The sequence below is a fragment of the Humidesulfovibrio sp. genome (assembly GCF_031082295.1).
Classification (GTDB): Bacteria; Desulfobacterota; Desulfovibrionia; order Desulfovibrionales; family Desulfovibrionaceae; genus Humidesulfovibrio.
Genome location: NZ_JAVHLD010000024.1, coordinates 1 through 20,544, shown reverse-complemented (window position 1 = coordinate 20,544; position 20,544 = coordinate 1). Strand labels below are relative to the sequence as shown.

19 protein-coding genes are annotated in these 20,544 nt (G+C 66.3%); 5 read left to right on the top strand and 14 right to left on the bottom strand.

Translation table 11 applies throughout. The annotated features are described in order from the left end of the window. Positions 1 to 33: 33 nt before the first annotated feature. From RDU24_RS11875 to RDU24_RS11845, 7 genes are all read right to left on the bottom strand, one after another. Positions 34 to 450: a hypothetical protein gene (locus tag RDU24_RS11875; protein ID WP_308735980.1), complete on the bottom strand. Its 417-nt coding sequence runs from the start codon at positions 448 to 450 to the stop codon at positions 34 to 36. A 1-nt stretch (position 451) separates the two neighbouring features. After that, positions 452 to 1,333 carry a hypothetical protein gene (locus tag RDU24_RS11870; RefSeq protein WP_308735979.1) on the bottom strand — a complete coding sequence of 294 codons (882 nt, stop codon included), beginning with the start codon at positions 1,331 to 1,333 and terminating at the stop codon, positions 452 to 454. 51 nt (positions 1,334 to 1,384) lie between these two features. Then, positions 1,385 to 3,547: a hypothetical protein gene (locus RDU24_RS11865; protein WP_308735978.1), complete on the bottom strand. Its 2,163-nt coding sequence runs from the start codon at positions 3,545 to 3,547 to the stop codon at positions 1,385 to 1,387. Positions 3,548 to 3,562: 15 nt separating this feature from the next. Further along, complete coding sequence (locus RDU24_RS11860) at positions 3,563 to 4,123, bottom strand: virion core protein, T7 gp14 family (protein ID WP_308735977.1); 561 nt, start codon at positions 4,121 to 4,123, stop codon at positions 3,563 to 3,565. Next, positions 4,111 to 4,575, bottom strand: coding sequence for a hypothetical protein (locus tag RDU24_RS11855; protein ID WP_308735976.1), 465 nt, complete (start codon positions 4,573 to 4,575; stop codon positions 4,111 to 4,113). The genes RDU24_RS11860 and RDU24_RS11855 overlap by 13 nt, the downstream gene beginning before the upstream one ends. Before the next feature lie 456 nt (positions 4,576 to 5,031). Further along, positions 5,032 to 6,297 (bottom strand): D-alanyl-D-alanine carboxypeptidase family protein, encoded by a 1,266-nt coding sequence (locus RDU24_RS11850; protein ID WP_308735975.1) that lies wholly within the window; start codon positions 6,295 to 6,297, stop codon positions 5,032 to 5,034. Between the two features lie 122 nt (positions 6,298 to 6,419). After that, positions 6,420 to 7,601 (bottom strand): GGDEF domain-containing protein, encoded by a 1,182-nt coding sequence (locus tag RDU24_RS11845; protein WP_308735974.1) that lies wholly within the window; start codon positions 7,599 to 7,601, stop codon positions 6,420 to 6,422. 229 nt (positions 7,602 to 7,830) lie between these two features. Here RDU24_RS11845 and RDU24_RS11840 point away from each other — a divergent pair, with 229 nt between their 5' ends. Continuing rightward, complete coding sequence (locus RDU24_RS11840) at positions 7,831 to 8,217, top strand: response regulator (protein WP_308735973.1); 387 nt, start codon at positions 7,831 to 7,833, stop codon at positions 8,215 to 8,217. A gap of 83 nt (positions 8,218 to 8,300) precedes the next feature. Beyond that, positions 8,301 to 8,885 carry a hypothetical protein gene (locus tag RDU24_RS11835; protein WP_308735972.1) on the top strand — a complete coding sequence of 195 codons (585 nt, stop codon included), beginning with the start codon at positions 8,301 to 8,303 and terminating at the stop codon, positions 8,883 to 8,885. Positions 8,886 to 8,897: 12 nt separating this feature from the next. Here RDU24_RS11835 and RDU24_RS11830 read toward each other — a convergent pair whose 3' ends face one another. Continuing rightward, positions 8,898 to 10,484, bottom strand: coding sequence for a GGDEF domain-containing protein (locus RDU24_RS11830; protein WP_308735971.1), 1,587 nt, complete (start codon positions 10,482 to 10,484; stop codon positions 8,898 to 8,900). Positions 10,485 to 10,618: 134 nt separating this feature from the next. Here RDU24_RS11830 and RDU24_RS11825 point away from each other — a divergent pair, with 134 nt between their 5' ends. Both RDU24_RS11825 and RDU24_RS11820 read left to right on the top strand, forming a co-directional pair. After that, entirely contained in the window at positions 10,619 to 12,304 is a 1,686-nt protein-coding gene (locus RDU24_RS11825) for a glycosyltransferase family 4 protein (protein WP_308735970.1), read from the top strand. Further along, positions 12,304 to 13,455 (top strand): glycosyltransferase, encoded by a 1,152-nt coding sequence (locus RDU24_RS11820; protein ID WP_308735969.1) that lies wholly within the window; start codon positions 12,304 to 12,306, stop codon positions 13,453 to 13,455. Before RDU24_RS11825 ends, RDU24_RS11820 begins: the two co-directional genes overlap by 1 nt. Before the next feature lie 446 nt (positions 13,456 to 13,901). Here RDU24_RS11820 and dsrP read toward each other — a convergent pair whose 3' ends face one another. The 6 genes from dsrP to RDU24_RS11790 all read right to left on the bottom strand — a co-directional run bounded on the left by dsrP (position 13,902) and on the right by RDU24_RS11790 (position 19,573). Further along, on the bottom strand, positions 13,902 to 15,092 hold the full coding sequence (gene dsrP / locus RDU24_RS11815; protein WP_308735968.1) for a sulfate reduction electron transfer complex DsrMKJOP subunit DsrP: 1,191 nt from the start codon (positions 15,090 to 15,092) through the stop codon (positions 13,902 to 13,904). A gap of 9 nt (positions 15,093 to 15,101) precedes the next feature. Then, positions 15,102 to 15,872: a sulfate reduction electron transfer complex DsrMKJOP subunit DsrO gene (gene dsrO, locus RDU24_RS11810; protein ID WP_308735967.1), complete on the bottom strand. Its 771-nt coding sequence runs from the start codon at positions 15,870 to 15,872 to the stop codon at positions 15,102 to 15,104. Then, on the bottom strand, positions 15,869 to 16,258 hold the full coding sequence (gene dsrJ, locus RDU24_RS11805) for a sulfate reduction electron transfer complex DsrMKJOP subunit DsrJ (RefSeq protein ID WP_308735966.1): 390 nt from the start codon (positions 16,256 to 16,258) through the stop codon (positions 15,869 to 15,871). Before dsrJ ends, dsrO begins: the two co-directional genes overlap by 4 nt. Before the next feature lies 1 nt (position 16,259). Continuing rightward, a complete protein-coding gene (gene dsrK / locus RDU24_RS11800) occupies positions 16,260 to 17,894 on the bottom strand; it encodes a sulfate reduction electron transfer complex DsrMKJOP subunit DsrK (RefSeq protein WP_308735965.1) in 1,635 nt (544 codons plus the stop codon). Between the two features lie 57 nt (positions 17,895 to 17,951). Continuing rightward, a complete protein-coding gene (dsrM, locus tag RDU24_RS11795; RefSeq protein ID WP_308735964.1) occupies positions 17,952 to 18,974 on the bottom strand; it encodes a sulfate reduction electron transfer complex DsrMKJOP subunit DsrM in 1,023 nt (340 codons plus the stop codon). Between the two features lie 71 nt (positions 18,975 to 19,045). Continuing rightward, positions 19,046 to 19,573, bottom strand: a complete 528-nt coding sequence (locus RDU24_RS11790; protein ID WP_308735963.1) for an RsbRD N-terminal domain-containing protein — start codon at positions 19,571 to 19,573, stop codon at positions 19,046 to 19,048. 426 nt (positions 19,574 to 19,999) lie between these two features. On the opposite strand from RDU24_RS11790, the gene RDU24_RS11785 reads away from it, so the two are divergent. Continuing rightward, complete coding sequence (locus RDU24_RS11785; RefSeq protein ID WP_308735962.1) at positions 20,000 to 20,518, top strand: DUF2318 domain-containing protein; 519 nt, start codon at positions 20,000 to 20,002, stop codon at positions 20,516 to 20,518. Positions 20,519 to 20,544 lie beyond the last annotated feature (26 nt).

The following is a 20,544-nucleotide window of genomic DNA, read 5'->3' as shown; positions in this document are numbered from 1 at the left end:
GGCCGACGCCCGCGTGCGACGAGAGGCGCATGGCTAGTACTTCCCGCCGCGCGCAAAGACCCACATCTTTTTGCCGGCGGTGGGCGCGGCGGCCTCGGCGGCGCGGAGCTTGTGGTTCGGCGGCAGGTTGATGTACTTGTTGCCGCTGGCGTCGGCCTGGACGAACGGGGCCATCTGCGACGCGGCGAGCAGGTTCACCGGGGCGATGGTGTTGGTGCTGCCGCTGCTCAGCGGGATCTTGACCGTGGTGGCCTTTTTGCTAGCCGTGCCGTCGTGGAAATACAGCACAAGATCCTTGTCGGCGGTGTCGTCGGTGCTGACGGCCAGCACGTCCACGCGGGTGGACTCCTCGGCGTCGCCGACGAAGATGTCGGTTTCCGTGGTGTCAGCCAGTTCGGTGATCTTTCCGGTGATCTGGCCGATGAAGATGGGTTCCTTGTTCGCTGCCATGTTACATGCCTCCCAGGGTTGTGTGGTTAAGAACGCGGCCAGCCACCATGGCAGGCCGCAAGGTCAGATTTGTGGAGATTTGGTTCGGACCTGCACCCAGGTCCGTCGCCAGGCCCGAGCCCGTTCTGGCCAGCCCGCCGCCGGGGGCCACCTGCGCGCGCAGCAGCCCCTCGGCGAATTCCAGGCCGGGGTCGGCCGCCAGGGCCACGGACAGCAGCAGGGCCTCGTCCGCGCCTGGAGCAAGGAGGGTCTCGGCCAGGCCGTCGCCCGCTGTGAGCTTGACCGACAGGTTGCCCGGCGCGGTGTCGCCCGCGCTCACGCGGACCCCGCCCACAGAGGCCTGTGCCTGCGCGGCGTAGACTTCCGCCTGGCTGGCGTGGCCCTCGGCCTGGGTTGCGGCGGCGCTGGCCTGGGTTGCGGCGGCCAGGGTCGCGTCGCGGGCGCTCTCACCGGCCTGGAGAAAGGCCTGAGAGTCGCGGATATCCTCCTGCGGGGTGCTCACGGGGTACAGCACGGCGCGGCCGAGCTTCTCGTCCAGGGCCTGGCAGATCATGGTCAGGAGATCGAGGGCGGCCTCGTGGGTCTCGGCGGGAAACGCCGCGTTCTCAACGTAGTTCACTTCCTGCACGATGGCCGGGGCGCGGTAGACCACAAGGGTCTGCCCCGTGGCCGGAGGCTCGCCCAGAACCAGGCTGCCGCCGGAGGGGTTGCCCGCGCCTTCGAGGCTGTAGTGCGTGCCGGAAAAGAGCGGCAGCTCCACGCCGTCCTGGCGCAGCAGCACCTTGATGTCGTCCGCGCGCATGAACGGGAACGGCACGGGGAACTCACAGGTGGCCCCATTGCCGGTGTAGGAGGTCTTTGAGGTTTGGGTGGACAGGGTCATTGTCTCTCCTTCGCCACTTCGCAAAGCGGCATTCGCGGCTCTTCGCCGGACTTATTCGTTGATGGCCAAGGTGGGCGCCACAAGCAGCACGGTCATGGGCAGGGGCTGGTCCTGCACAACGGTGAGAACGCCGTCCGTCCCCCAGCCCTGGGGGAAGCGCACGGCCTTGTCCCCCGTGAAGAGGGCGGGCGGGCCGTCCATGAGGTCGGCGCTGGTGCGGTAGAGCAGCGGCTCCAGGCGCGACGAGTCCGGGCCGACCTTGCCGCCCAGGCTGCGGAACAACCGCACCGTGACCTCGGTGATGCGCTTGGTGCGCGTCTGCGAGCTGCCGCGCGCCCCGGAGAACTCCAGGCGCATGGGCTTGAGCACCGAGCTGTAGCCCAGGCCCGCGTGGACGCGGCTGGCCGGGCGCGGCAGGCTGATGGCGCCCTCCGCCGACACGCTGCATTCCGGCAGCACCGCGCCGTCCGCCAGCACCTGCACGCTGCGCCCGGCCAGGTGGGCAAGACCCGTCAGCTCGGCCACGGGCTCCCCGGCGTAGCTCAGGCCCGCGTCGAGGAAAAAGGCCTCCGCCGCGCCCTCCGCGTCCTCGGAAAAGGCCGGGTCTAGTGTCTCGATGAAGCGCCGGACCAGTGGCGCGCCACTCGGGGCATCCGGGTCCGGCACGCTGCGCCGCACGACCAGCCAAAGCTCGTCGCGACCCTCGGCGTCGTTAGGCACCACGCACACGGCCTCCACCGCCCCGTCGGTGACGATGCGCGAAAAGGCGCACACGTCCTGCTCGGGCAGATAGGTCATGGCCACCAGCACGCCGTCGGCGCGCACGCAGAAGAGCACAGGGTCGGGCTCCTGGGCGAAGGCCAGCTGGGTCAGGCCCGCCGCGGCCACGTGGGCCGAGAGCAGGGTCAGATCACGCGAGGCGTAGGCGTCCGACTCGAAGCGGTAGGCCATCTCGCGCACCTTGCGGCCCGAGCGCTGCACATAGAGGGTGGCGCGACCGGCCTGGCAGGCGCCGCCCTGGGCCGCGCCGCTGGTGCCCTGGCGGTCGGCCTTGACCGAGCCGGGGGTCACCGGCGCGCCGAGCGAGCTGCCGGACACGGTCCACTCGCCGCAGGTGGCGCCTATCCACAGCTTGTCGCGCGGGGCGAGGAAGCAGATGCGCCCGCCCTGCTGGGCCGAGAGGGTGATCTCAAGGCCGTCGTCGTCCAGCGGGTCCGAACCGGGATCGGCGACGATGCGGTCGCCCACCGAGAACTCCTCCCAGAAGCCGGAGTTGAGCGAGCCGTCGGCCAGGCGCACGCTCTCTATCTCCGCCGTGGTGGAGGGGGCGTCGCGGAAGGTGGCCCGCAGCGAGCCGCTGGAGGCCGTGACGATGCGCTGGCCGGTGTAGCGGTAGTAGCGCGGCGTGGCGTCGCCGCCCTCGTCGTAGACATCCCCGCACAGGGCCGAACCTTGGCTGAAGGTGTCGCCGGAGAGCAGCAGGAAGGTGTCGCCCGCGCGGCCGTCGGCGCGGGAGTCGCCGGAACCGTCCGCGATCTCGAAGTCGTCCCAGCCGGAGAGCGGCACCTCCCGCGTGCAGAGGCGGAAGTCGCGGTGCCCGGACGTGCGCGAAAACCACAGGGTGAAGGGCTCCTTCGAGGTTGCCGCGAACACGAGGCGGTCCTCGTGCAGGCAGCACAGGCCCGGCCAATTGCCCTCGCCCCAGGCCTCGGGCTGGGTGTCGAGGTCCAGCGCCGCCAGCGCGAAGCCGCCGTCCTCCGTGCGCGAGAGCACCTGCGGGGCCACCTGCGGGTGCGTCAAAATGAGCTCCTGGCGGTCTTGCACGGCGCGCAGCTCGCCCAGGCTCTCCGCCGCATACGGGGTCGGCAGCTCCAGCATGCCACCCTCGTCGTCGAGCACGCGGCCGCCGTCGAAGAAGAAGCGCAGCACGCCCTGGCCTGCGGCGGCCCCCTCAGGAGCCGGGCCGAATTCCAGCACCCAGGCCAGGCCCGAGGCGTCCTCGAAGCTCAGGAGCGCCGAGGCTGCGTCATGGCTGGCGGCGTCGGCCACGTAGCGCATGCCGCTCCTGCGCGTGACGCCGCCGTGCGGATGCACCAGGAAGTTCTCCAGCGTCTGGCAGCCGTTGAAGTACTTGGCCACGTCCACGCGGCCGGAGAGCCGGGGCGAGAGCTCCCCGGAGGTGAAGTTGGTCAGGATCATGGGAACAAGGGACATGTGGAACTCCTGTTGCTAGAAATCCATCGCGCCGGAAGGCATCTCGTCCTTCTTGCCGCTGGGGGCGCCATCAACCAGGACACCACCAAAACGACCACCTTGCAGCACCTGCCCGCCGAGGCCCAGAAGCGAGCCCAGCCCGCCATCCGCGCGGCTGCGCCGACCGGACAGGCGGATGCTCTGGGCCTGTTCCGCGCCAGAGGCCAGGATGTCGGCCACGCGCCTCGAGGAGTCGCCCAGCAGCTCGCCCAGCTGGTCCTCCTGCTGGTGGTCCAGGCTCTGCAGGTTCAATAGCGAGGTGCCGGACAGCTCCAGCCCGGACCCGGCCGAGGCCACGCGAGCGCGTGCCCGGCGGCGCTGATTCTCCTCGCGCAGGGTTTCGGCCTGTTCCCGCGTCCGCAGCTGCTCGGCCTCGGCCTGGCGCCTGGCCTGGGCCTCGGCGGTCTGGGCGCGCTGCTCGGCAGCGTCGCTCGTCTCCGTGCTGCTGCCGCCGCTTATCGCGTTGTTCAGCACGCCCTTCATGATGTCCGTGCCCACGTTGATGGCCATGGGCATGACCTTGGTCACTCCTTCCATTGGCGGAACCTCCCGTAGAGATTGTGTGTTGACCTGTCGGCGCCGAAGCCGGGGCAGCGGCCCTCCAGGGTGAAGCCGAGATGGCTGGCGAAACGATTGGCGCGCTCGTCGTCGGAGCGCACATGGATCTGCAGGCGGTGGAAGCCGTGCTCTCGGCACAAGCCTTGGACGACGCCGCGGACGAGCCGCGCAAAGGCCACGGGCCAACGGTCCACGCCCGCCCCGGCCCAGCACCAGCACTCGCCCACGCCCGGCCAGAAGCGCACCACCCCGCCGCAGGCGATGGCCTCGCCGCCCGCCACCACGGTCCAGGCCGGACCGGCGCCCTGGTAGGCGCGGGCCAGCTCGTCGAGGGGCGGCAGTCCGGCCAGAGCCATGGCCGCGCCGGGCCTGAGGCAAAGGGACGCCGCATGGGCGGGCAGGAAGGGCGTTGCATGGAGGTGTGCGGGCATGTGGTGGCTCGTCGCTTGAAGGTTAGACCCGGCGCGGTCCGGCTGGAGCGAAGTATACCCCTGTTTTTGCCATTGGACAAAAATTCCCTATTTTTGGCCGGTAAAAGGACAAAAATTCCCTCTTGACAAGGTTTGGGGCTGCCTGTTTTTGGCAGGGCTCTCCCGTTTTCGAAGGATGGGTCGTCGCGCTCACGCCACGCCAGGAGCCTGGCACGTGCTCAGGCAAGGGCCGACGCGGGCGACCGTGGGGTCATGCGAAAACGAGAGGAGGGAGGGGAGAAGGAAAGGAGCTGCCAGTGCGACAATTGGAAGGTAACGGGCTACCGTGCGCGTCGGCATTCCCGCTACACGACACCCTCGGCCAACGCCTGTCCAGTAATCGCCGGAAACGCAAAAGCCCCCGGCAGGACGAAAACGTCTTGCCGGGGGCTCTCGCGCTCGCGATGCGGGCGGGCGCTACTCGATGGTCACGGAGCCGTGGCCCAGCATGCGCTCTGTCTTGCGGGCGTCCGCGGCGTTGGCGAAGGGGCCCACCACCACGCGGTAGAACTTGCCCTTGCCGTCGAGCTTGGCGGACACGACCTTCACGGGCAGGCCCTTCTTCTCCAGATGCTGCGCGCGGCGCACGGCCCGCTGGCGCGACTGGAAGGAGCTCTCCTGGATGGCGTAGGAGCCCTGCGCGGTCTTGCGCTGGATCACGCTTGCGGCGGCGGGCTTGGCCACGGGCTCTTCGGCCGGGGCGGCCACGGGCTGCTGGAACTGGGCCACCTTGGTGTCGGCAAGCATGCGGGCGTCGCGCAGGTCCCTGTCCTCGCGCGGGGCGGCCTTGGCCAGGACGGCGGGCAGCTTGCCCGAGCCCTTGTGCTCGTCCAGGGTGGCGATGCTCTTGCCCTGGTTCAGCTTGGCGAAGGTGATGTCCAGCAACTGGCGGGTAACGGCGGCGCGGGCGCCGGCGCTGCGGGCGCCAAGCACCACGGCCACCACGCGGGCGTCGCCACGCTTGGCGGTGACCACGTTGTTGTAGCCGGAGGCCTGCACGAAGCCGGTCTTGAGGCCGTCCACGCCCTCGTAGGAGGAGAGCAGGCGATTGGCGTTATGGTGGTTGCGGTTGTTGTGCACGTAGGTCGTCATGGAATGGAAGGTCAGCGCCTGCGGGAAACGGCGCAGGTAGCTGGCCGAAAGCTTGAGCATGTCACGCGCGGTGGTGACCTGGCCCTCGGCGGGCATGCCGTTGGGGTTCTTGAACACCGTGTCGTTCATGCCGAGTTCTCTGGCCTTGGCGTTCATGGCCGACACAAAGGGGTGCATGTCGTCGCTGCCGCAGAGGTGCTGGGCCAGGGCCACGCAGGCGTCGTTGCCGCTGGCCACGGCGATGCCCTTCATGAGTTCGCGCACGATGACACGCTCGCCGGAACGGATGTTCATGCGCGAGCCGCCCGCCTGGGTGGCCTCGGGGGTCACAAGCACCGTGTCGGTCAGGGACAGGCGCTTCTCCTGCAAGGCTTCGAACGCCAGGTACATGGTCAGCACCTTGGTCAACGAGGCCGGGGGAATCTGCTCATCCGCGTTCTGTTCGTAGACGATGTTCCCCGTGGCCAAGTCCATGGCAATGGCCGACTTGGCGCGCAGCTCGCCCGTGCGGCTGTGGGTCGCGTGCACCGGGCTGGCGGCGATCATCACAAGGAGCATTGTCAGGAAAATGACTTTGCCTTTGGTTCGCATAGCTTCCCGCTCTGTTTTCTAGTTGTCTTGACCCGCACCGGAACCTGTCCGGGCTTTGGCACCTTAGCCTCGAGGGGCGCGCCTGGCAAGTCCAGGCAAAATCCGTCGCGCGACTGAACTCTTCAGCTCTCTTTCTTCATAATTTCCACACGGTCACGGCCATTCGCCTTCGCCGCGTAGAGGGCTTGGTCGGCCCGGCGGAACAATTCATCCGGCGATTCGTCGCCACCGGTGTCCGCCACGCCGAAGCTCGCGGTTATCGCCAGCCCGCTCAAGGGGCTCCGCGCCACGCCCTCGCGCAGCTTCTCCGCCGTCAGCCTTCCCTGTTCAAGATCCGTACCCGGCAGGAGCACAGCGAACTCTTCTCCGCCAAGGCGGAAGACCGTGTCGGATGCACGCACGGTCTGCCGGAGCCGTTGCGTGAACTCCTGCAGCACAAGGTCGCCCCTCTGGTGCCCGTGCTCGTCGTTCACGCGCTTGAACAAATCCAGGTCCGTCATCACCAGGCTGAGGCGCACGCCCTGCCGCCTGGCCTTGGAAAATTCGCGCTGTATCTCCACGTCCCAGGTGCGCCGGTTGTAGGCCCCGGTGAGCTTGTCCGTCCCGGCCTGGGTCTCCAGGCTGCGGTTCAGGCTCTCCAGCTGCTCTCGGTCGCGCACCACCTCGGCCACCATGGGCCGCAGGATCGCCCACCCTGTCAGCAGCAGCCCGGCCAAAGCCGCACCAAGCAATCCAACGACAAGCCTGCTGAAGGAACGCAAAGTGCTCTCCCCCATCCGCTCCAGCCTGCTCATCCGCGAATCCAACGCCTTGAGCAGTGCATCGCCATCGTGGCTTATGCGCTGCATGGAAGCCACCCCGGTCTGCCAGTCTTGCCCTTTCGCAAGGTTCTGCCGCAGCTTCATTGCCTCTGCCACAAAACCTTTGAACAGGCCCTCGGCGCCGTCGTCGTCGTTGCGCAGCAGGGTCAGGGCCGGGCTGTCCTCGTCGAGCCCGAGATCCTTGGCCGGTCCATGCACCAGGAGGTCGTGGCCCTCTGACAGCTCCTTGAGCGCTTCGTCCATCTCCTGCAATCTGGCCTGGCGCTCTGTCCCTGCCTCGCGCTGGGCGCGCATGGCCAAAATCTCAACGCGCTGGCAGAGCATGCGCTGGCGTCCTGCCACATTAAGCAGCTTCGCGCCCAGCACCTCGGTCCCGACGGCGTTCTGCATGAGCGCGTAGCTGGCCAGCGTAAGCATGGCCACAAGCGAAAGCGCCAGAGCGTACCGCAACGTCAGTTTCGTGTGCAGGGAGATTCCGGCCAACACCTTCATCCGCTATGCCCCCCGCCAGCAGCCTGTCTTCAATGATCGCTGGAATTGTTATAGTGATTCTTTAAGAAATGTCTAGGCATATTTTTGCTCTCGCGTCAACCCGGTTGTCTTAACCTTTTACACATGCAGCACACTGATACAGGAATGGTTCTTGACAAGTCATTCCTAGGCAAATAGGCTTTAATAGAAACTACATGAAATATAATCAGGGATATGCACTATGCTTTCTTGCCCCCCCCTGCCATACCCGCCACGAGTTCTCATCGTTGAAGACGAGCGCATCATCGCCATGGCCACCTCGGTGAACCTGCAGCGCATGGGCTGCGAGGTGGTGGCCACCGCTGCCACGGGCCAGCAGGCCGTGGACTACGCCGTCCGGAAAAAACCCGATGTCGTACTCATGGACATCATGCTCCAAGGGAGCATGACGGGCATAGAAGCCGCACGCCAAATCCGAGACTCGGCTCCGAACCTCCCCATCATCTACTGCACCGCCTACACCGATGCGGGCACCAAGGCCCAAGCCGCCCAGACCAACCCTAAGGCCTTCATGGGCAAGCCGCTCAATTACGCGGAACTCAAGAACCTCATCGACGACCTGGGATGACCTCACCAGCGCAGCCACACACCTCCGCGCCTGCGCGTTCCCGCTCCGCTATCGCGCCAGCCTTTTTTGCAACGCTTGCGACCATGGCCTTGATGCTCCCGGCGCCCGTGGGCCTGGCCTCGGGCGCGCTGCCCTGGCTTGCTCCGGGGCAACAGCAGAACGCCACCGCCAATGCCAGCAGCGTAGCCCCTGAAGCCCCCGCCGCCCCGACAGCCGTTGCGGCCACGCCCAAGGCCAAGGCCGAAGCCGAGGCCCAAGTCGAGGTGCTGAAGCAGTACTTCCGCCGTCAGATGACCCTGGCCGAGGACTTTCCGCAGGTCTTCTCCCGCAGGGTCAAGGACGCCGAGACCCTGGCCTTCGCCACCATGTGCGAGATGCAACGCCGCCGGGGCCTGCTGGAGCGCTTCCGGTCAGGGCAGGTTGATCTGGCAGGACTTTCGTTCACCCACGTGACCAACGACCCGGACATGGCGCGCATCCGCGTCACCGGCAGCTACAGCTTCTCGCTGGGACCGAAGGCGCAGCCGACGGACGAGCAGAAGGCCGACGCCATGGCGCCTTCCGTGGTCCACGAGACCCTGTCGGAGGATGCGTTGTTCGTGCTCTTGCCCGAAATGGGCGAATGGAAGATTTACGAGCGCCGCGAAGGCTGGCAGCCCTGGCCTTGACCGCCCGTTGACCTACATGAACGCCGCCGCCTGAACCAGGCTCTTGGCTTCCAGGCGATTGAGCGCAACCGCCGGGCCCGGCCTCTCGGCCTCTTGGCCCAAGGCTTTGCCCAAGGCGACACCCTCAGTCCCCTCATTGCCCACCAAGCTGGGCGGTCCGGCAAGCACCACGCGGTTGCGTCCGGCGTTCTTGGCCATGTAGAGCGCCTGGTCGGCCAGGAGCACCAGGTCCTGCGAGGACGCTCCGGGCGCCAGCGACGCCACGCCCGCGCTCACCGTTATGGTCAGGGGCGTTTTCGACGTGCCCACGCGGAAACCCCGCTCAAGGACGCGCTGGCGCAGTCGTTCGGCCAGCAGCGCCGCCTGTTCGCGGCTGGTGTGCGGCAAAATGATGGCGAACTCTTCCCCGCCGTAGCGCGCAGGATAATCCGAGCTGCGCAACCCCTCGCCCAGTAGCGCGGCCATGTCGCGCAGAACCTCGTCTCCGGCCGGGTGGCCGTAGGTATCGTTGACATGCTTGAAGTGATCCAGGTCCACAAGAATGAGCGACAGCGGCTGGTCGTAGCGGCCATGGCGCGCGGCCTCATCGGCCAGGCGCACCTCGAAGCTGCGGCGGTTGCCGATCTTGGTCAGGCCGTCGCGGTCGGCCTGGATCTTCACCTGGCGATAGAGCACCGCGTTGCGCAGGGCCAGGGCCAGATGGTTCACGCAGGCGTTCAGGGTCTGCACCTGATCCTTGGCCAGCCGCAGGCCCTTCTCCGTCAGAAGGGCAAGGCAGCCGAAGTCCTCGCCGCCCACGGACAGCGTCAGCAGCAGCAGGCGGCCGGCGCCCGGACCTGGCACGGGCTTGCGGCTGCGGTCTGGGGTCAGGCACACTTGGCGGTATTCGGACAGTTTCGCGCCCGCTTTCTGTTCGGTGGCGGTGATGAGGGCCTGCTGCCACTCGTCGCTCTCCGGCGGGGTGAGCAGGCAGGGCATGTACAGTTCGGCGGAGAGGCTCTCGCCATTCTCCTGGCGCGCCCAAAATGTCGCCGCGAGAGCCGTCAGCGGCAGCAAGGACCGCAGATCGCTCCTGGCCTTGGACAGGATAGTGGCGGGATCAAGCGAGGACGAGGCGCGTGAAAGCACGCGGTTCAGAAAGGTCAGGTGGTTGCTCTTGCGCACCAGCAGCTCGCGCTCCAGCGCGATCTCCTCGGTCTTGCGGCGCAGGTCGGCGGTGAGGGAGTCCATCTCGCGCAGGCGCAGCAGCGCATCGCGCACCTTGAAGCGCGTCAGCGGGGCGCGCACGGCTGTGACAAAGCCCTCGGACAGCACCTCCTCGGTCTCCAGCAGCGCGGCGTCCTCATCCAGCAGCAGAATGCGGCGGACGCAGTCGTCCTGGCCGCACACTTCGCGACGGTTTTTTGGCAGAGCGGTCCAGATTTCCCAGGGAACCCAGGCGGCCTGGGTACGGCCTTCGGTCCCGCGCATCCAGGCCACGGCATCGGGCGGCAAATTCCGCAGGGCATAGCCAGGTCCGGCAGCGGCCTCAATGAAGGCTGCGGTGTCCTGGTCTAGCCCAAGACCACACATGATTTCAGGATGTTCCGTGCTGTGCATTTCGTCTGGCCTCCCTGGGGGTGGATGCGTACGCCAAACTTGCTGCAAGAAGCGCTCCGGCGGCAATACCCCCACCCGCCCAGCCGGGACCCGGCGGCTTTGACAAACCCGTCCGAGTATGGCTTTGTGCAGCGATGAAAAAGCCCGGAGTCTTCGGCACCCTGGACCCCTTTCTGGAAACCGGCCCTGTGCTCGGGCGCAAGGTTGCCAACACAGGCTTCCTGCGCTTCTTGCTCCAGGCCGATCCCTTTGAGAGCTACCATTTCTTCCTGTCCGACAAGCCCCTGCGCGACTCGCTGAGCGGCATCCTGGCGTCCCTGGCCCCGGACATCGCCGCGCGCGGAGGCTTCGTCCTCATGGACCGGCGCGAGCTGCCCGCCCGCCTGGCCACGACGGACTACGCCTGCTTCCACCAGTCCGACTGCATCATCAACCCGACGCACATCGCCCGGCTGCGCAACGCCTACGCGCCGCGCCTGTTCCCGGTCACCGGCCCCATCCACTCCCTGTCCTACCCGGACTACCCGGCGGCGTTCCTGCGCCACCTCTGGGCCGGGGCCACCCCGCAGGACTGCATCATCGCCACCTCCCGCGCCGGGCAGAACGCCGTGGAAGCCTTCTTCGCCCATCTGCGGCAGGCGTACCAGCTCGCCTCCGCGCCGGGTCCGAGCCTGCGGCGCATCCCCCTCGGCATCGACCCCGAAGCCGCCAGTGCGCCCCTGCCCACGCCGACCGCCAAGCGCGACCTGCGCCGCAGCCTCGGCCTGCCCGACGACCGCGCGCTGATCCTGGTGCTGGGCCGCATCTCGCATTCCTCAAAAATGGACGTGGTGCCGCTCATCCGGGCCATGGCGCGACTGTTCGACGAGGGCGTCCCGAGGGATTCCGCGACGCTGGTGCTGGCGGGCTGGGCCGAGGAGGACGACGACTTTCCGCAGAGCCTGGCCGGGCTCGGGGCCAAGGTGGGCCTGGACGTGCGCCTGGAGCTGCGCCCCGGCGAGCGCCGGAAGAACGACCTGCTGTCCGCCTGCGACCTGTTCCTGTCCATCGCCGACAACCCCCAGGAAACCTTCGGCCTGACCCTGCTGGAAGCCCAGGCAGCAGGGCTTGCGGTCATCGCCTCGGACTACGACGGCTACCGCGACCTCATCGAGCACGAGGGCACGGGCCTGCTGGTGCCCACCCTGGGGCCGGATGTGCCTGGACCTGACGAGCAGCGACCGGACGACCTCGTGGACCAGCTGGCGCCGCTTCTTTTCGACAACCAGTACCACCTGCTGCTGGCCCAGCGCACAGCCGTGGACGCAACGGGCCTGGCCGACGCCCTGCGCCGCCTCCTGGCCGATCCCGCGCTGCGCCAGCGCATGGGCGCGGCAGGACGCCAGCGCGTTCGCGACCGCTTCCTATGGACCCAGGTGGTGGACCGGCACCTGGAGCTCTGGGACGAGCTTGCCGCCCTGCCCGGGCCGGACATCGCAACCCTTCGCCACGTGCCGCACCCACTGCACCTGCCCTACGCCCGCGTCTTTGCCAGCTATCCCACGCGCACCCTCGCCCCTGGCATGCGCCTTCACGCTGGGCGCTCCGGCCAGGCGCTGCTCTCCGGCAAGGAGCATCCGCTGCTCTATGCCGGGCTGGACCAACTGCTCGACCCCGACACCATCCGCAAAACCGTTTTCCTGGCGCGCAACGGGGAAACCGCCGTCCGCCTCACCGAACGCCTGCTCGAACTCTGTCCCGGGCTGTCGCGTGACCGCGCCGCCTTCCACATCCTCTGGGCCGTGAAACACGACCTGCTCCAAACGGCCGAGGAGGCCTGATGACCATTTCCATTCTGCACCACGCCGCGCTCCGCCACAGGGGCGGCGCCGTGCGCGTCGCGCGTCTGCTCCAGTCCACACAGGCCGCGGAAGGCCTGGACGCCCGTTTCTCCTTCGAGGTCGACGAGAACGACCCCGAGGACCTGCGCGCCACCGGAAAGCCCCAGCCGACCCCACCGGGCATGGCGCCGGTGACCACGTCCCCGACAACCCTTGCGCGCCGCGCCGCGGAGTTGCCCCCGAGCGGCGTCACGCACCTGCACACCACCACCGACTGGCCCACGCTGCTCGAGGGGCTGCTTGACTCCAACACCGCCTCGGGCCTCATCGTGACCCTGCACGACGCCACGCCCCTCACCGGGGGCTGCGCCTATCCGCTGAACTGCCCGCACTTCCCGGCCTGCGCCGACCCCTGCCCGCGCGCTTTCCCGCAGGCCCGCATGCGCCAGGCCCATATCCGCCGCCTGCTCCAGCGCCTGGAGCCGGTCCTCGTGAGCCCCTCAAGCTGGCTGGCCGGGCTCGCCAAAGCCGCCCTGCCGGGCCTGAACGTGCGCGTCATCCCCAACGGCGTGCCCTGGCCCGAGCGCGACGCGCTGCCTAAAAAGGGCGACGCCCGCAAAGCCCTCGGCATCGCACCGGGCGCAAAGGTCGCGCTCTTCGCGGCCCACGGCGGCCCACGCGCGGCCTACAAGTCCGGCCCGGCCTGGCACGAACACTTCGCGCGCCTCGCCACGCGGCTGCCAGAAACCCTGGGCTTTGCCGTGGGCGGCGACGAGGCTTCCACCCAGGACGGCCTCACCATCTGGCCCTACCTGGACCGCGCCAAGCTCGCCCTGCTCATGCGCGCCGCAGACTGCCTCGTCTACCCGACCCTGGCCGACAACCACCCCCTCTTGCTCCTCGAAGCCGCAGCCCTTGAACTGCCCGTGGCCAGCTACGACGCCGGAGGCGTTCCGGAAATCCTCCGCCACAACGAAACCGGGCTGCTCTCGCCCACCGGCGACGCCGAGGCACTCGCCGAGAACGCCGCCAGCCTGCTCGCCAACCCCACACTGGCGCGCACCCTGGGACGAAACGCCCGCGACCTCGGCGGCAAGCACTTCACCCTCGCCCGCATGGCCGCCGACTACCGCAAGCTTCTCGGCAAATAGTCGAGGAGGCCTGACAGGCCAGTTAGCCTGACAGGTCGCGGCCTCCGGCGGCTGTGGGGCCTGAGGCCCCCCAGCCGCCCCCATTCGCGAAGGGGCCCTGTCGTCGGCGCAAAGCCGCCTCCGACAGGGCCCCTTCGCTTTGGGTTGGTCACGGGAGAGCGTCTTTCTCTCATTTTCTCGATCTGGCTTCAAACCCTGATTTCCTATGTTTTCAGCCTGCTGCCCGTCTCGTCTTGTCTTCCCTCCCAAGAAACATGGCCAACGCCCAGCGCAACCGAGGCCTCCGCCCTCGCCACCCCTGCCCAGCCCCGCTGGGGGGTCCGGGGGCCTCAGGCCCCTGGCCGCCGGAGGCATTCCCGTCTCCGGGCTTCTGGTCCGGCCTGGCCGCAGGGCCAAAAAAAAGCGCCCCGTGGGGGGCGCTTTTGGTGAGGCGTGAGGCTTGTGGTCTAGTTGGCTTCGGCGGTCTCGGCGGTCTTCTGGGAGGCGCCGGTCTCTTCCTTCACCTCGGTGGCGATCTTGAAGAGGACGGTCACGACCAGGGCGCCGATGGCATAGATCATGAGCGAGATGATCAGCTCCTTGCCGGTGGGCCAGTAGGGGGCGATGGTCTCGAACGGGGTCGGGTTGAAGCCACCGATGAGGAGGCCGAGGCCCTTGTCGATCCAGGTGGCGATGACGAGGATGCCGAGCGACCAGGGCAGCAGCTTGATGTTGTCGCGCAGCTTGGGCGGGATGAGCAGGGCGAGGGAGCCCAGGCCCAGGGCCGCGGCGGTCCACATGAAGGGCACCAGCTCGTGGTGTCCATGCACGCCCTTGAACAGGTAGACCAGGGAGTGCATGTGGCCGGGGATGTTGGAGTAGAAGGCCGTGAACACTTCCAGCAGGAAGAAGAACACGTTGACGCACATGGCGTAGGTGATGATCTTGGCCAGGGTGGCGATGCCTTCGACGTTGGCCTTGAAGGTGGTGACCTTCTCGGTCAGGAGGATGACAAGCACCAGGATGGCGGGGCCGGAGCAGAAGGCCGAGGCCAGGAAGCGGGCGGCCAGGATGGCGGTGAGCCAGTAGTGGCGGCCGGGCAGGCCCTGGTACAGGAAGGCCGTGACGGTGTGGATGGAGAAGGCCCAGATGATGGAGGTGTACGCGAGCACCTTGGTCCACTTGGGGTGGGGCAGGTGCTGGCGGTCGGCCTCAAGGCAGGTCCAGCCCACGAGCACGTTCAGGATCAGGTAGCCGTTCAGCACGACCATGTCCCAGAACAGGATGGAGTTGGGCGTGGGGTACAGCAGCACGTTCAGCATGCGCTGGGGCTGGCCGATGTCGACCACGATGAAGCCCAGGCACATGACGACGGCGCCGATGGCCATGAACTCGCCGAAGATGACGAGGTCCTTGAACTTCTTGTAGTGGTGGAAGTAGTACGGCAGGACGATCATGACGCCGGAGGCGGCCAGACCGACCAGGTAGGTGAACTGGGCGATGTAGAAGCCCCAGGACACGTCGCGGCTCATGCCGGTGATGGTCAGACCCTGCATCAGCTGCATCAGGTAGACGCCGGAGGCGCCGAGGATGATCAGGAGCAGGAACCCGATCCACATGTAGTACTTGGGACTACCTTTGAGTGCTTTTTCGAGCATGTCCGCCCCCTAGATGATGTAGTAGACGCCCGGTTCGGTGCCGAGCGCCGGCTTGCGCCGGATGGTGTAGTGCTCGCGCAGGACCTTGCGCACTTCGCTGGCCGGATCGGAGAGGTCGCCGAAGACCAGCGCTCCCTGAGAAGCCTCGACACAGGCAGGAATCTTGCCGTCGGCCAGGCGGTCGACGCAGAAGTTGCACTTCTCGACCACGCCGCGCATGCGGGTGGGGAAGCTCTTGTTCAGATTGGCCAGGTCCAGGTGCAGGCGCGGCTCCATGAAGTTGAAGCTGCGGGCGCCGAAGGGGCAGGCGGCCATGCAGTAGCGGCAGCCGATGCAGCGGTGGTAGTCCATGGCCACGATGCCGTCAGGACGCTGGTAGGTCGCCTTGGTGGGGCAGACGCGCACGCAGGAGGGGCTGGAGCAGTGGTTGCACAGGACTGCGAACTGGCGCTTCTCCAGGCTCTCGTCCATGTAGTTGTTGGGCTGGTCGAAGGCCTCTTCGAAGCCGACGGCCCAGATCCACTTGACATTCTGCGTTCCCGGGATGTCGGGCACGTTGTGCACTGAGTGGCAGGCCTTGGCCAGCGCGTCGATGGCTTCCTTGGTGCCGGCCTTCTTGGTGTCGATGACCATGCCCCAGCGTTTGGCCTTGAGCGCCTTTTCGCCGTCCTTGATGGTCGATCCCGTTCCGGCGGCGATGACGCTTCCGGCGGAGGCCACGCAGAGTCCGGCCGCCGTGAGGCCCGCGAACTTCAGGAAGTTTCTTCTGGTGTTGTTCATTTCTTCAACCCCTCCGGCTGGATATGGCAATCCCAACAGTAGGGCGTCACCGAAGCGTCATTGTGACACTTGTCGCAGAATTCCGCCTTGTTGGTATGACACTTCATGCAGGTCTTCTGCAGGCTCATTTCGAATTCTTTGCCCTTGCTGTTCACGTAGAAGCGCTGGCCGTCACGCAGGGCGTAGTCGCGCCACTCGTTCAGGAGCTGCATGTGCTTGGTGCGCATGAACTCCTTGCTTTCGACGCATTCCTTCTCGTTCTCGGGCAACTTGAGCTTCGGCTGGGAGTAGGCCGCCTTGCCCGCGTTGTAGGCCAGCGGGGCCAGGAAGATACCCAGGAAGATCACCAACCCGGTGATGATTTTGCCGCCGTTGTAGAGTTTCATTCTATTCCTCCTCAAAGCCCGGCAGGGGTTCCTGGCGAAGGTTCATGGTGCGCTCTTCCTCGCCGTCGAGGATCAGGGCGTTGGCCACCAGCTCGTGCAGGCCCGTGATCTTGACGCCGGGCGCCCAGTAGTCGGCCAGCGGGATCAGGGTGGCGCGGTCGATGGCGCACACGCAGGCCATGGTGTTGACCCCGTGCTTGTCCTGCACATACTTCAGGGCGTTGCCTCTCGGCAGGCCGCCGCGCATGCGGATGTCCATGATCTCTTCGGTGTTCAGGCCCGAACCGCCGGCGCAGCAGAAGGTCTGCTCGCGGATGGTGTTGGTGGGCATGTCGTAGAACTGGTCCACGACGTTCTGGAGCACGTAGCGCGGCTCCTCGAACATGCCCATGCCGCGGGCGGTGTTACAGGAGTCGTGCCAGGTGGCGATGATGTCGGAGTTGCGGCTCTTGTCGAGCTTCAGCTTGTTGTGCTTGATGAGGTCGGCGGTGAACTCGGCGATGTGCACCATCTTGGTCTGCTTGGCGTTCTTGAACACCGTGCCGGTGATGGGGTTGACCGGGGTCTGCATCTGCGGGCCCTGCAGGGAGCCGTTCATGGTGTCCATATACTGGTTCACCACGCGCCACATGTGGCCGCACTCGCCGCCCAGGATCCATTTGCAGCCCAGGCGGTTGGCCTCGGAGTACATCTTGCCGTTGATGGCCTTCATCATGTCCGAGTGGGTGAACAGGCCGAAGTTGCCGCCCTCGCTCGCGTAGGTGGACAGCGTGTAGTCCAGCCCGATGGCGTCGAAGAGCATCAGGTAGCCCATGAAGGTGTAGATGCCGGGGTCGGCGAAGGCGTCACCGGAGGGCGTGATGAAGAGGACCTCGTGGCCCTTCTCGTTCAGGGGCACGTTCATGCGCTTGCCGGTGATGGTCTCGATGTCGTCGACCATGAACTCGACGATGTCCTTGAAGGCGTGCGGCTGGATGCCCAGGTGGTTGCCGGTGCGGGTGCAGTTGGCCGCGGGCTCCAGGATCCAGTTGATGTTGATGCCCACCAGGTGGAGCAGCTCGCGCGCCATCATGGTCACTTCAGCGGTGTCGATGCCGTAGGGGCAGTAGAGCGAGCAGCGGCGGCACTCGGTGCACTGGTAGAAGTAGAGGAACCACTCCTTCAGGACGTCCTCTTCCATGACGCGCGCGCCGGTGAGCTTACCCAGGATCTTGCCGGCCAGGGTGAACTCGCCGCGGTAGATGGAGCGCATGAGCTCGGCGCGCAGCACGGGCATGTTCTTGGGGTCGCCGCCACCGATGAAGAAGTGGCACTTGTCGGCGCAGGCGCCGCAACGCACGCAGATGTCCATGAACACCTTGAGCGAGCGGTACTTGTCGAGGCGCTCCTTGAAGCCGTTGACCACGATCTCCTTCCAGTTGGAAGGCAGTTTCCAGTCGGCGTCCTCGGGGTTCCAGGTGCGCGGGTTACCGAACACGCCGGGCACTTCGTGCATGAGGTATTCGACCTTGTCGAGCTTCGCCGGGTAGGCGAAGCGGCCGGGAGAGAGGTCGATGGGAGTCTCCATCCACTCCGTTGCCGGCGGAGTGTAGTTGATGCTCCGGATCATTTCATCGGGTTTCAGTATGTTCGCCATGTCTTCTCCTCGCGGAAAAAGTTTCGTGCTTGTTGGCCCGTGGTGCGTGCGCCTAGTCTAGGCGGCTTCCTCCGGGTTCTTCTCCAGGGGCAGTCCGGCCTCAAACATGGGCTCGCGGAACTCATCCTCGTACGCCTCGTAGCTGTGGGGCTTGATGGCGGGATTGTTCCACGGGTTTTCGTGGTGGTGCATGCGGGTGTCGTTGGGCAGGTTGCGCGTGGGCGAGAGGAACACGCCGCCCAGGTGCATCAGCTTCGAGAAGGGGAAGTAGACCAGCAGCGTGCTGACCAGGAACAGGTGGACGTAGAAGCTGATGTCGATGCCCACGGGCGCCTTGAAGTGGAAGGTGGTGAGTCCCATGACCACTTCCTTGATGGCCATGATGTCGACCTTGGCGATGTAGCGCATGTACATGCCGGACAGGGCGATGGCGAGGATCAGCATGAGCGGGAAGTAGTCGTTGACCAGCGAGATGTAGCGCAGCTTGGCGTCAAACAGGCGGCGCGCAAGCAGGAAGCCCGCGCCGGCCAGGATGAGCGTGTCGGTCTGGTACAGGATGGGCGTGTAGATCTGCAGCACGCTGTCCACAAACTCAATGGCCACGATGACCTGGGGCACGGGCTGCAGGAACAGGCGCATGTGGCGCAGCACGATGATCAGGAAGGAATAGTGGAACAGGATGGCGAAGAGCCAGAGCCACTTGTTCGACACATACGCCACGACCGGGTTCTTGCCGTCGTCGTGCTTCAGGACCACCTTGGTGTTGCGGAAGAGCGACCGGAAGGTCACGATCTCCAGGAACATGCGCATGGCCGTCTGGGGGCCGGTGGAGGGGTTGTCCCACTTGTTCTGCGGAATCCAGTCGAGCGATTGCTGCTGGCCGCCGGTGGTGGGGATGCGGAAGGGCACCGGGCTCTTGGCCCAGCCTATGATCTTGGCCACGAACCCGACCACGAAGATGACGAACGCCGTGCCAGGAACGCAGTACGCGAAGATGGTCTGCATCTTTGCCGCGCCCGCGCCCAGCGTGGCTATCACCACCAGGGCCAGGACCAGAATGAGGGAATAGATCGCTTTCATCTGCCGTCACCTCGCTTGTTGTTTGGCCGAACCGGACCCGCAGGCTCCGGCATCGCACCCACCATGAGAAATCATTCGGCCTTTTGGGCCGTAACGTCCGAATGCATGAGGTTCGCGCGGCGCACGATGTTCACATGCGCGCGCTTGACCTCTTCCACGCGCATGCGCATGACCTGGTCGCGCGCCGCCACGTAGATGTCAAAGGCGATGACCGCCAGGTTGTCCACCCGGGTCTCGAAGGCCAGAAGCTCTTCCAGGGCGCCCTGTGCGGACAGCTCTTTCGCGAACTCCTGACGCAGCAGCTTCTTAAAGAGGAAGACGAAGGACAGCGCCTGGCTGGGCGCGAAGTCCTGAACGGCGCGGATCTTCACCAGCTGGGTGAGCGCCGCCGCGACGGCGTCGGCGTCGTTCCAGGCCACAAGCAGCGGCACGAGCTGCGTGGCGGCGGTATGGATGGCGTGGCCCACCGGGTTGGAGAAGCGCTCCTTGTTGGAACGCCATACGGCCTGGGTCTCGGACGGATAGGTGCCCAGGATGAGGTCGGCCCACTTGCCGGCCAGCTCCTCCGAGCGCTCCGCGATGCTCTGCTCAAGACCCATTCAGCCCCCGCCGGTCTGACCGGAAAAGAGGACGCCCGCCTGGCCTCTTCCCCCGGAAGCAGCCGACTGGACGCCCACGCAAAATATTGTGAAAATGCGAACAATGCCCCACGGGTTCTATTCCAGAGTCCCCCCGAAACGTCAAGCCGTTTTGCCCACAAAACCGATACCTCCCAGGCTCCACCGCACGCCCAGGTTGTGCAATAATCTGCCCATAAAAGTGCAGCCGCTTGCGCAACGCCGCTCTCGCCACGAACGACAATTATTTACAACCACCCGATCCCGCACATCATTCGCGCTTGGCACGGAGATTGCCTTATTCCAGACTGTGCAGAGAGGGTTTGCACTGCCGGGGACGGAGGTTCTGCTCTTCCACCTCCGTCCCTGGCCTTGCCCTCCGCCACCAACCACAAAGGAGCCGCCCTCATGCCCCAGCGCCCCCGCAACCACGCCATCGCCGTCGCCATCCCCAAGCCCCGCACCGCCCCCGGAACCCTCGTCATCCTGGCGGCCCTCGTCGCACTGGCCGTCGCCCTGGCCTCCCTGGCCCCGCGCGCCCACGCCTTCAGCTTGTTCGGCGGCCCCAAAGAGGTCAAAGCCAAGAACGGCGTGGTCCAGCTCGCCCTGGCCGATGTCTCCGACGGCAAGGCCCACTTCTACTCCTACAAAACCGGCGGCAAGGACGTGCAGTTCTTCGTCATCAAGAGCAAGGACGGCCAGATCCGTTCTGCGCTCAACGCCTGCGACGTCTGCTACCGCGAGAAGAAAGGCTACACGCAGGACGGCGACTTCATGATTTGCACAAACTGCGGACAGCGCTTCCATTCCAACAAGATCATGGAAGTGAAGGGCGGCTGCAACCCCTCGCCGCTGGCCCGCACCCTCGACGCCAAGACCGTCACCATCCGCGAAGCCGACCTCAAGGCTGGCGTCTCGTACTTTTAACGAAACCAGGGGCTCCGCCCCTGGAC

Coding starts and splice junctions, on each gene's coding strand:
- RDU24_RS11860 (WP_308735977.1), bottom strand. CDS start 4,123: ATGGAAGGAGTGACCAAGGTCATGCCCATGGCCATCAACGTGGGCACG.
- dsrJ (WP_308735966.1), bottom strand. CDS start 16,258: ATGAAACTCTACAACGGCGGCAAAATCATCACCGGGTTGGTGATCTTC.
- RDU24_RS11830 (WP_308735971.1), bottom strand. CDS start 10,484: ATGCACAGCACGGAACATCCTGAAATCATGTGTGGTCTTGGGCTAGAC.
- RDU24_RS11850 (WP_308735975.1), bottom strand. CDS start 6,297: ATGCGAACCAAAGGCAAAGTCATTTTCCTGACAATGCTCCTTGTGATG.
- RDU24_RS11870 (WP_308735979.1), bottom strand. CDS start 1,333: ATGACCCTGTCCACCCAAACCTCAAAGACCTCCTACACCGGCAATGGG.
- RDU24_RS11820 (WP_308735969.1), top strand. CDS start 12,304: ATGACCATTTCCATTCTGCACCACGCCGCGCTCCGCCACAGGGGCGGC.
- RDU24_RS11835 (WP_308735972.1), top strand. CDS start 8,301: ATGGCCTTGATGCTCCCGGCGCCCGTGGGCCTGGCCTCGGGCGCGCTG.
- RDU24_RS11785 (WP_308735962.1), top strand. CDS start 20,000: ATGCCCCAGCGCCCCCGCAACCACGCCATCGCCGTCGCCATCCCCAAG.
- RDU24_RS11865 (WP_308735978.1), bottom strand. CDS start 3,547: ATGTCCCTTGTTCCCATGATCCTGACCAACTTCACCTCCGGGGAGCTC.
- RDU24_RS11840 (WP_308735973.1), top strand. CDS start 7,831: ATGCTTTCTTGCCCCCCCCTGCCATACCCGCCACGAGTTCTCATCGTT.
- dsrO (WP_308735967.1), bottom strand. CDS start 15,872: ATGAACAACACCAGAAGAAACTTCCTGAAGTTCGCGGGCCTCACGGCG.
- RDU24_RS11875 (WP_308735980.1), bottom strand. CDS start 450: ATGGCAGCGAACAAGGAACCCATCTTCATCGGCCAGATCACCGGAAAG.
- RDU24_RS11790 (WP_308735963.1), bottom strand. CDS start 19,573: ATGGGTCTTGAGCAGAGCATCGCGGAGCGCTCGGAGGAGCTGGCCGGC.
- dsrM (WP_308735964.1), bottom strand. CDS start 18,974: ATGAAAGCGATCTATTCCCTCATTCTGGTCCTGGCCCTGGTGGTGATA.
- RDU24_RS11855 (WP_308735976.1), bottom strand. CDS start 4,575: ATGCCCGCACACCTCCATGCAACGCCCTTCCTGCCCGCCCATGCGGCG.
- dsrP (WP_308735968.1), bottom strand. CDS start 15,092: ATGCTCGAAAAAGCACTCAAAGGTAGTCCCAAGTACTACATGTGGATC.
- dsrK (WP_308735965.1), bottom strand. CDS start 17,894: ATGGCGAACATACTGAAACCCGATGAAATGATCCGGAGCATCAACTAC.
- RDU24_RS11825 (WP_308735970.1), top strand. CDS start 10,619: ATGAAAAAGCCCGGAGTCTTCGGCACCCTGGACCCCTTTCTGGAAACC.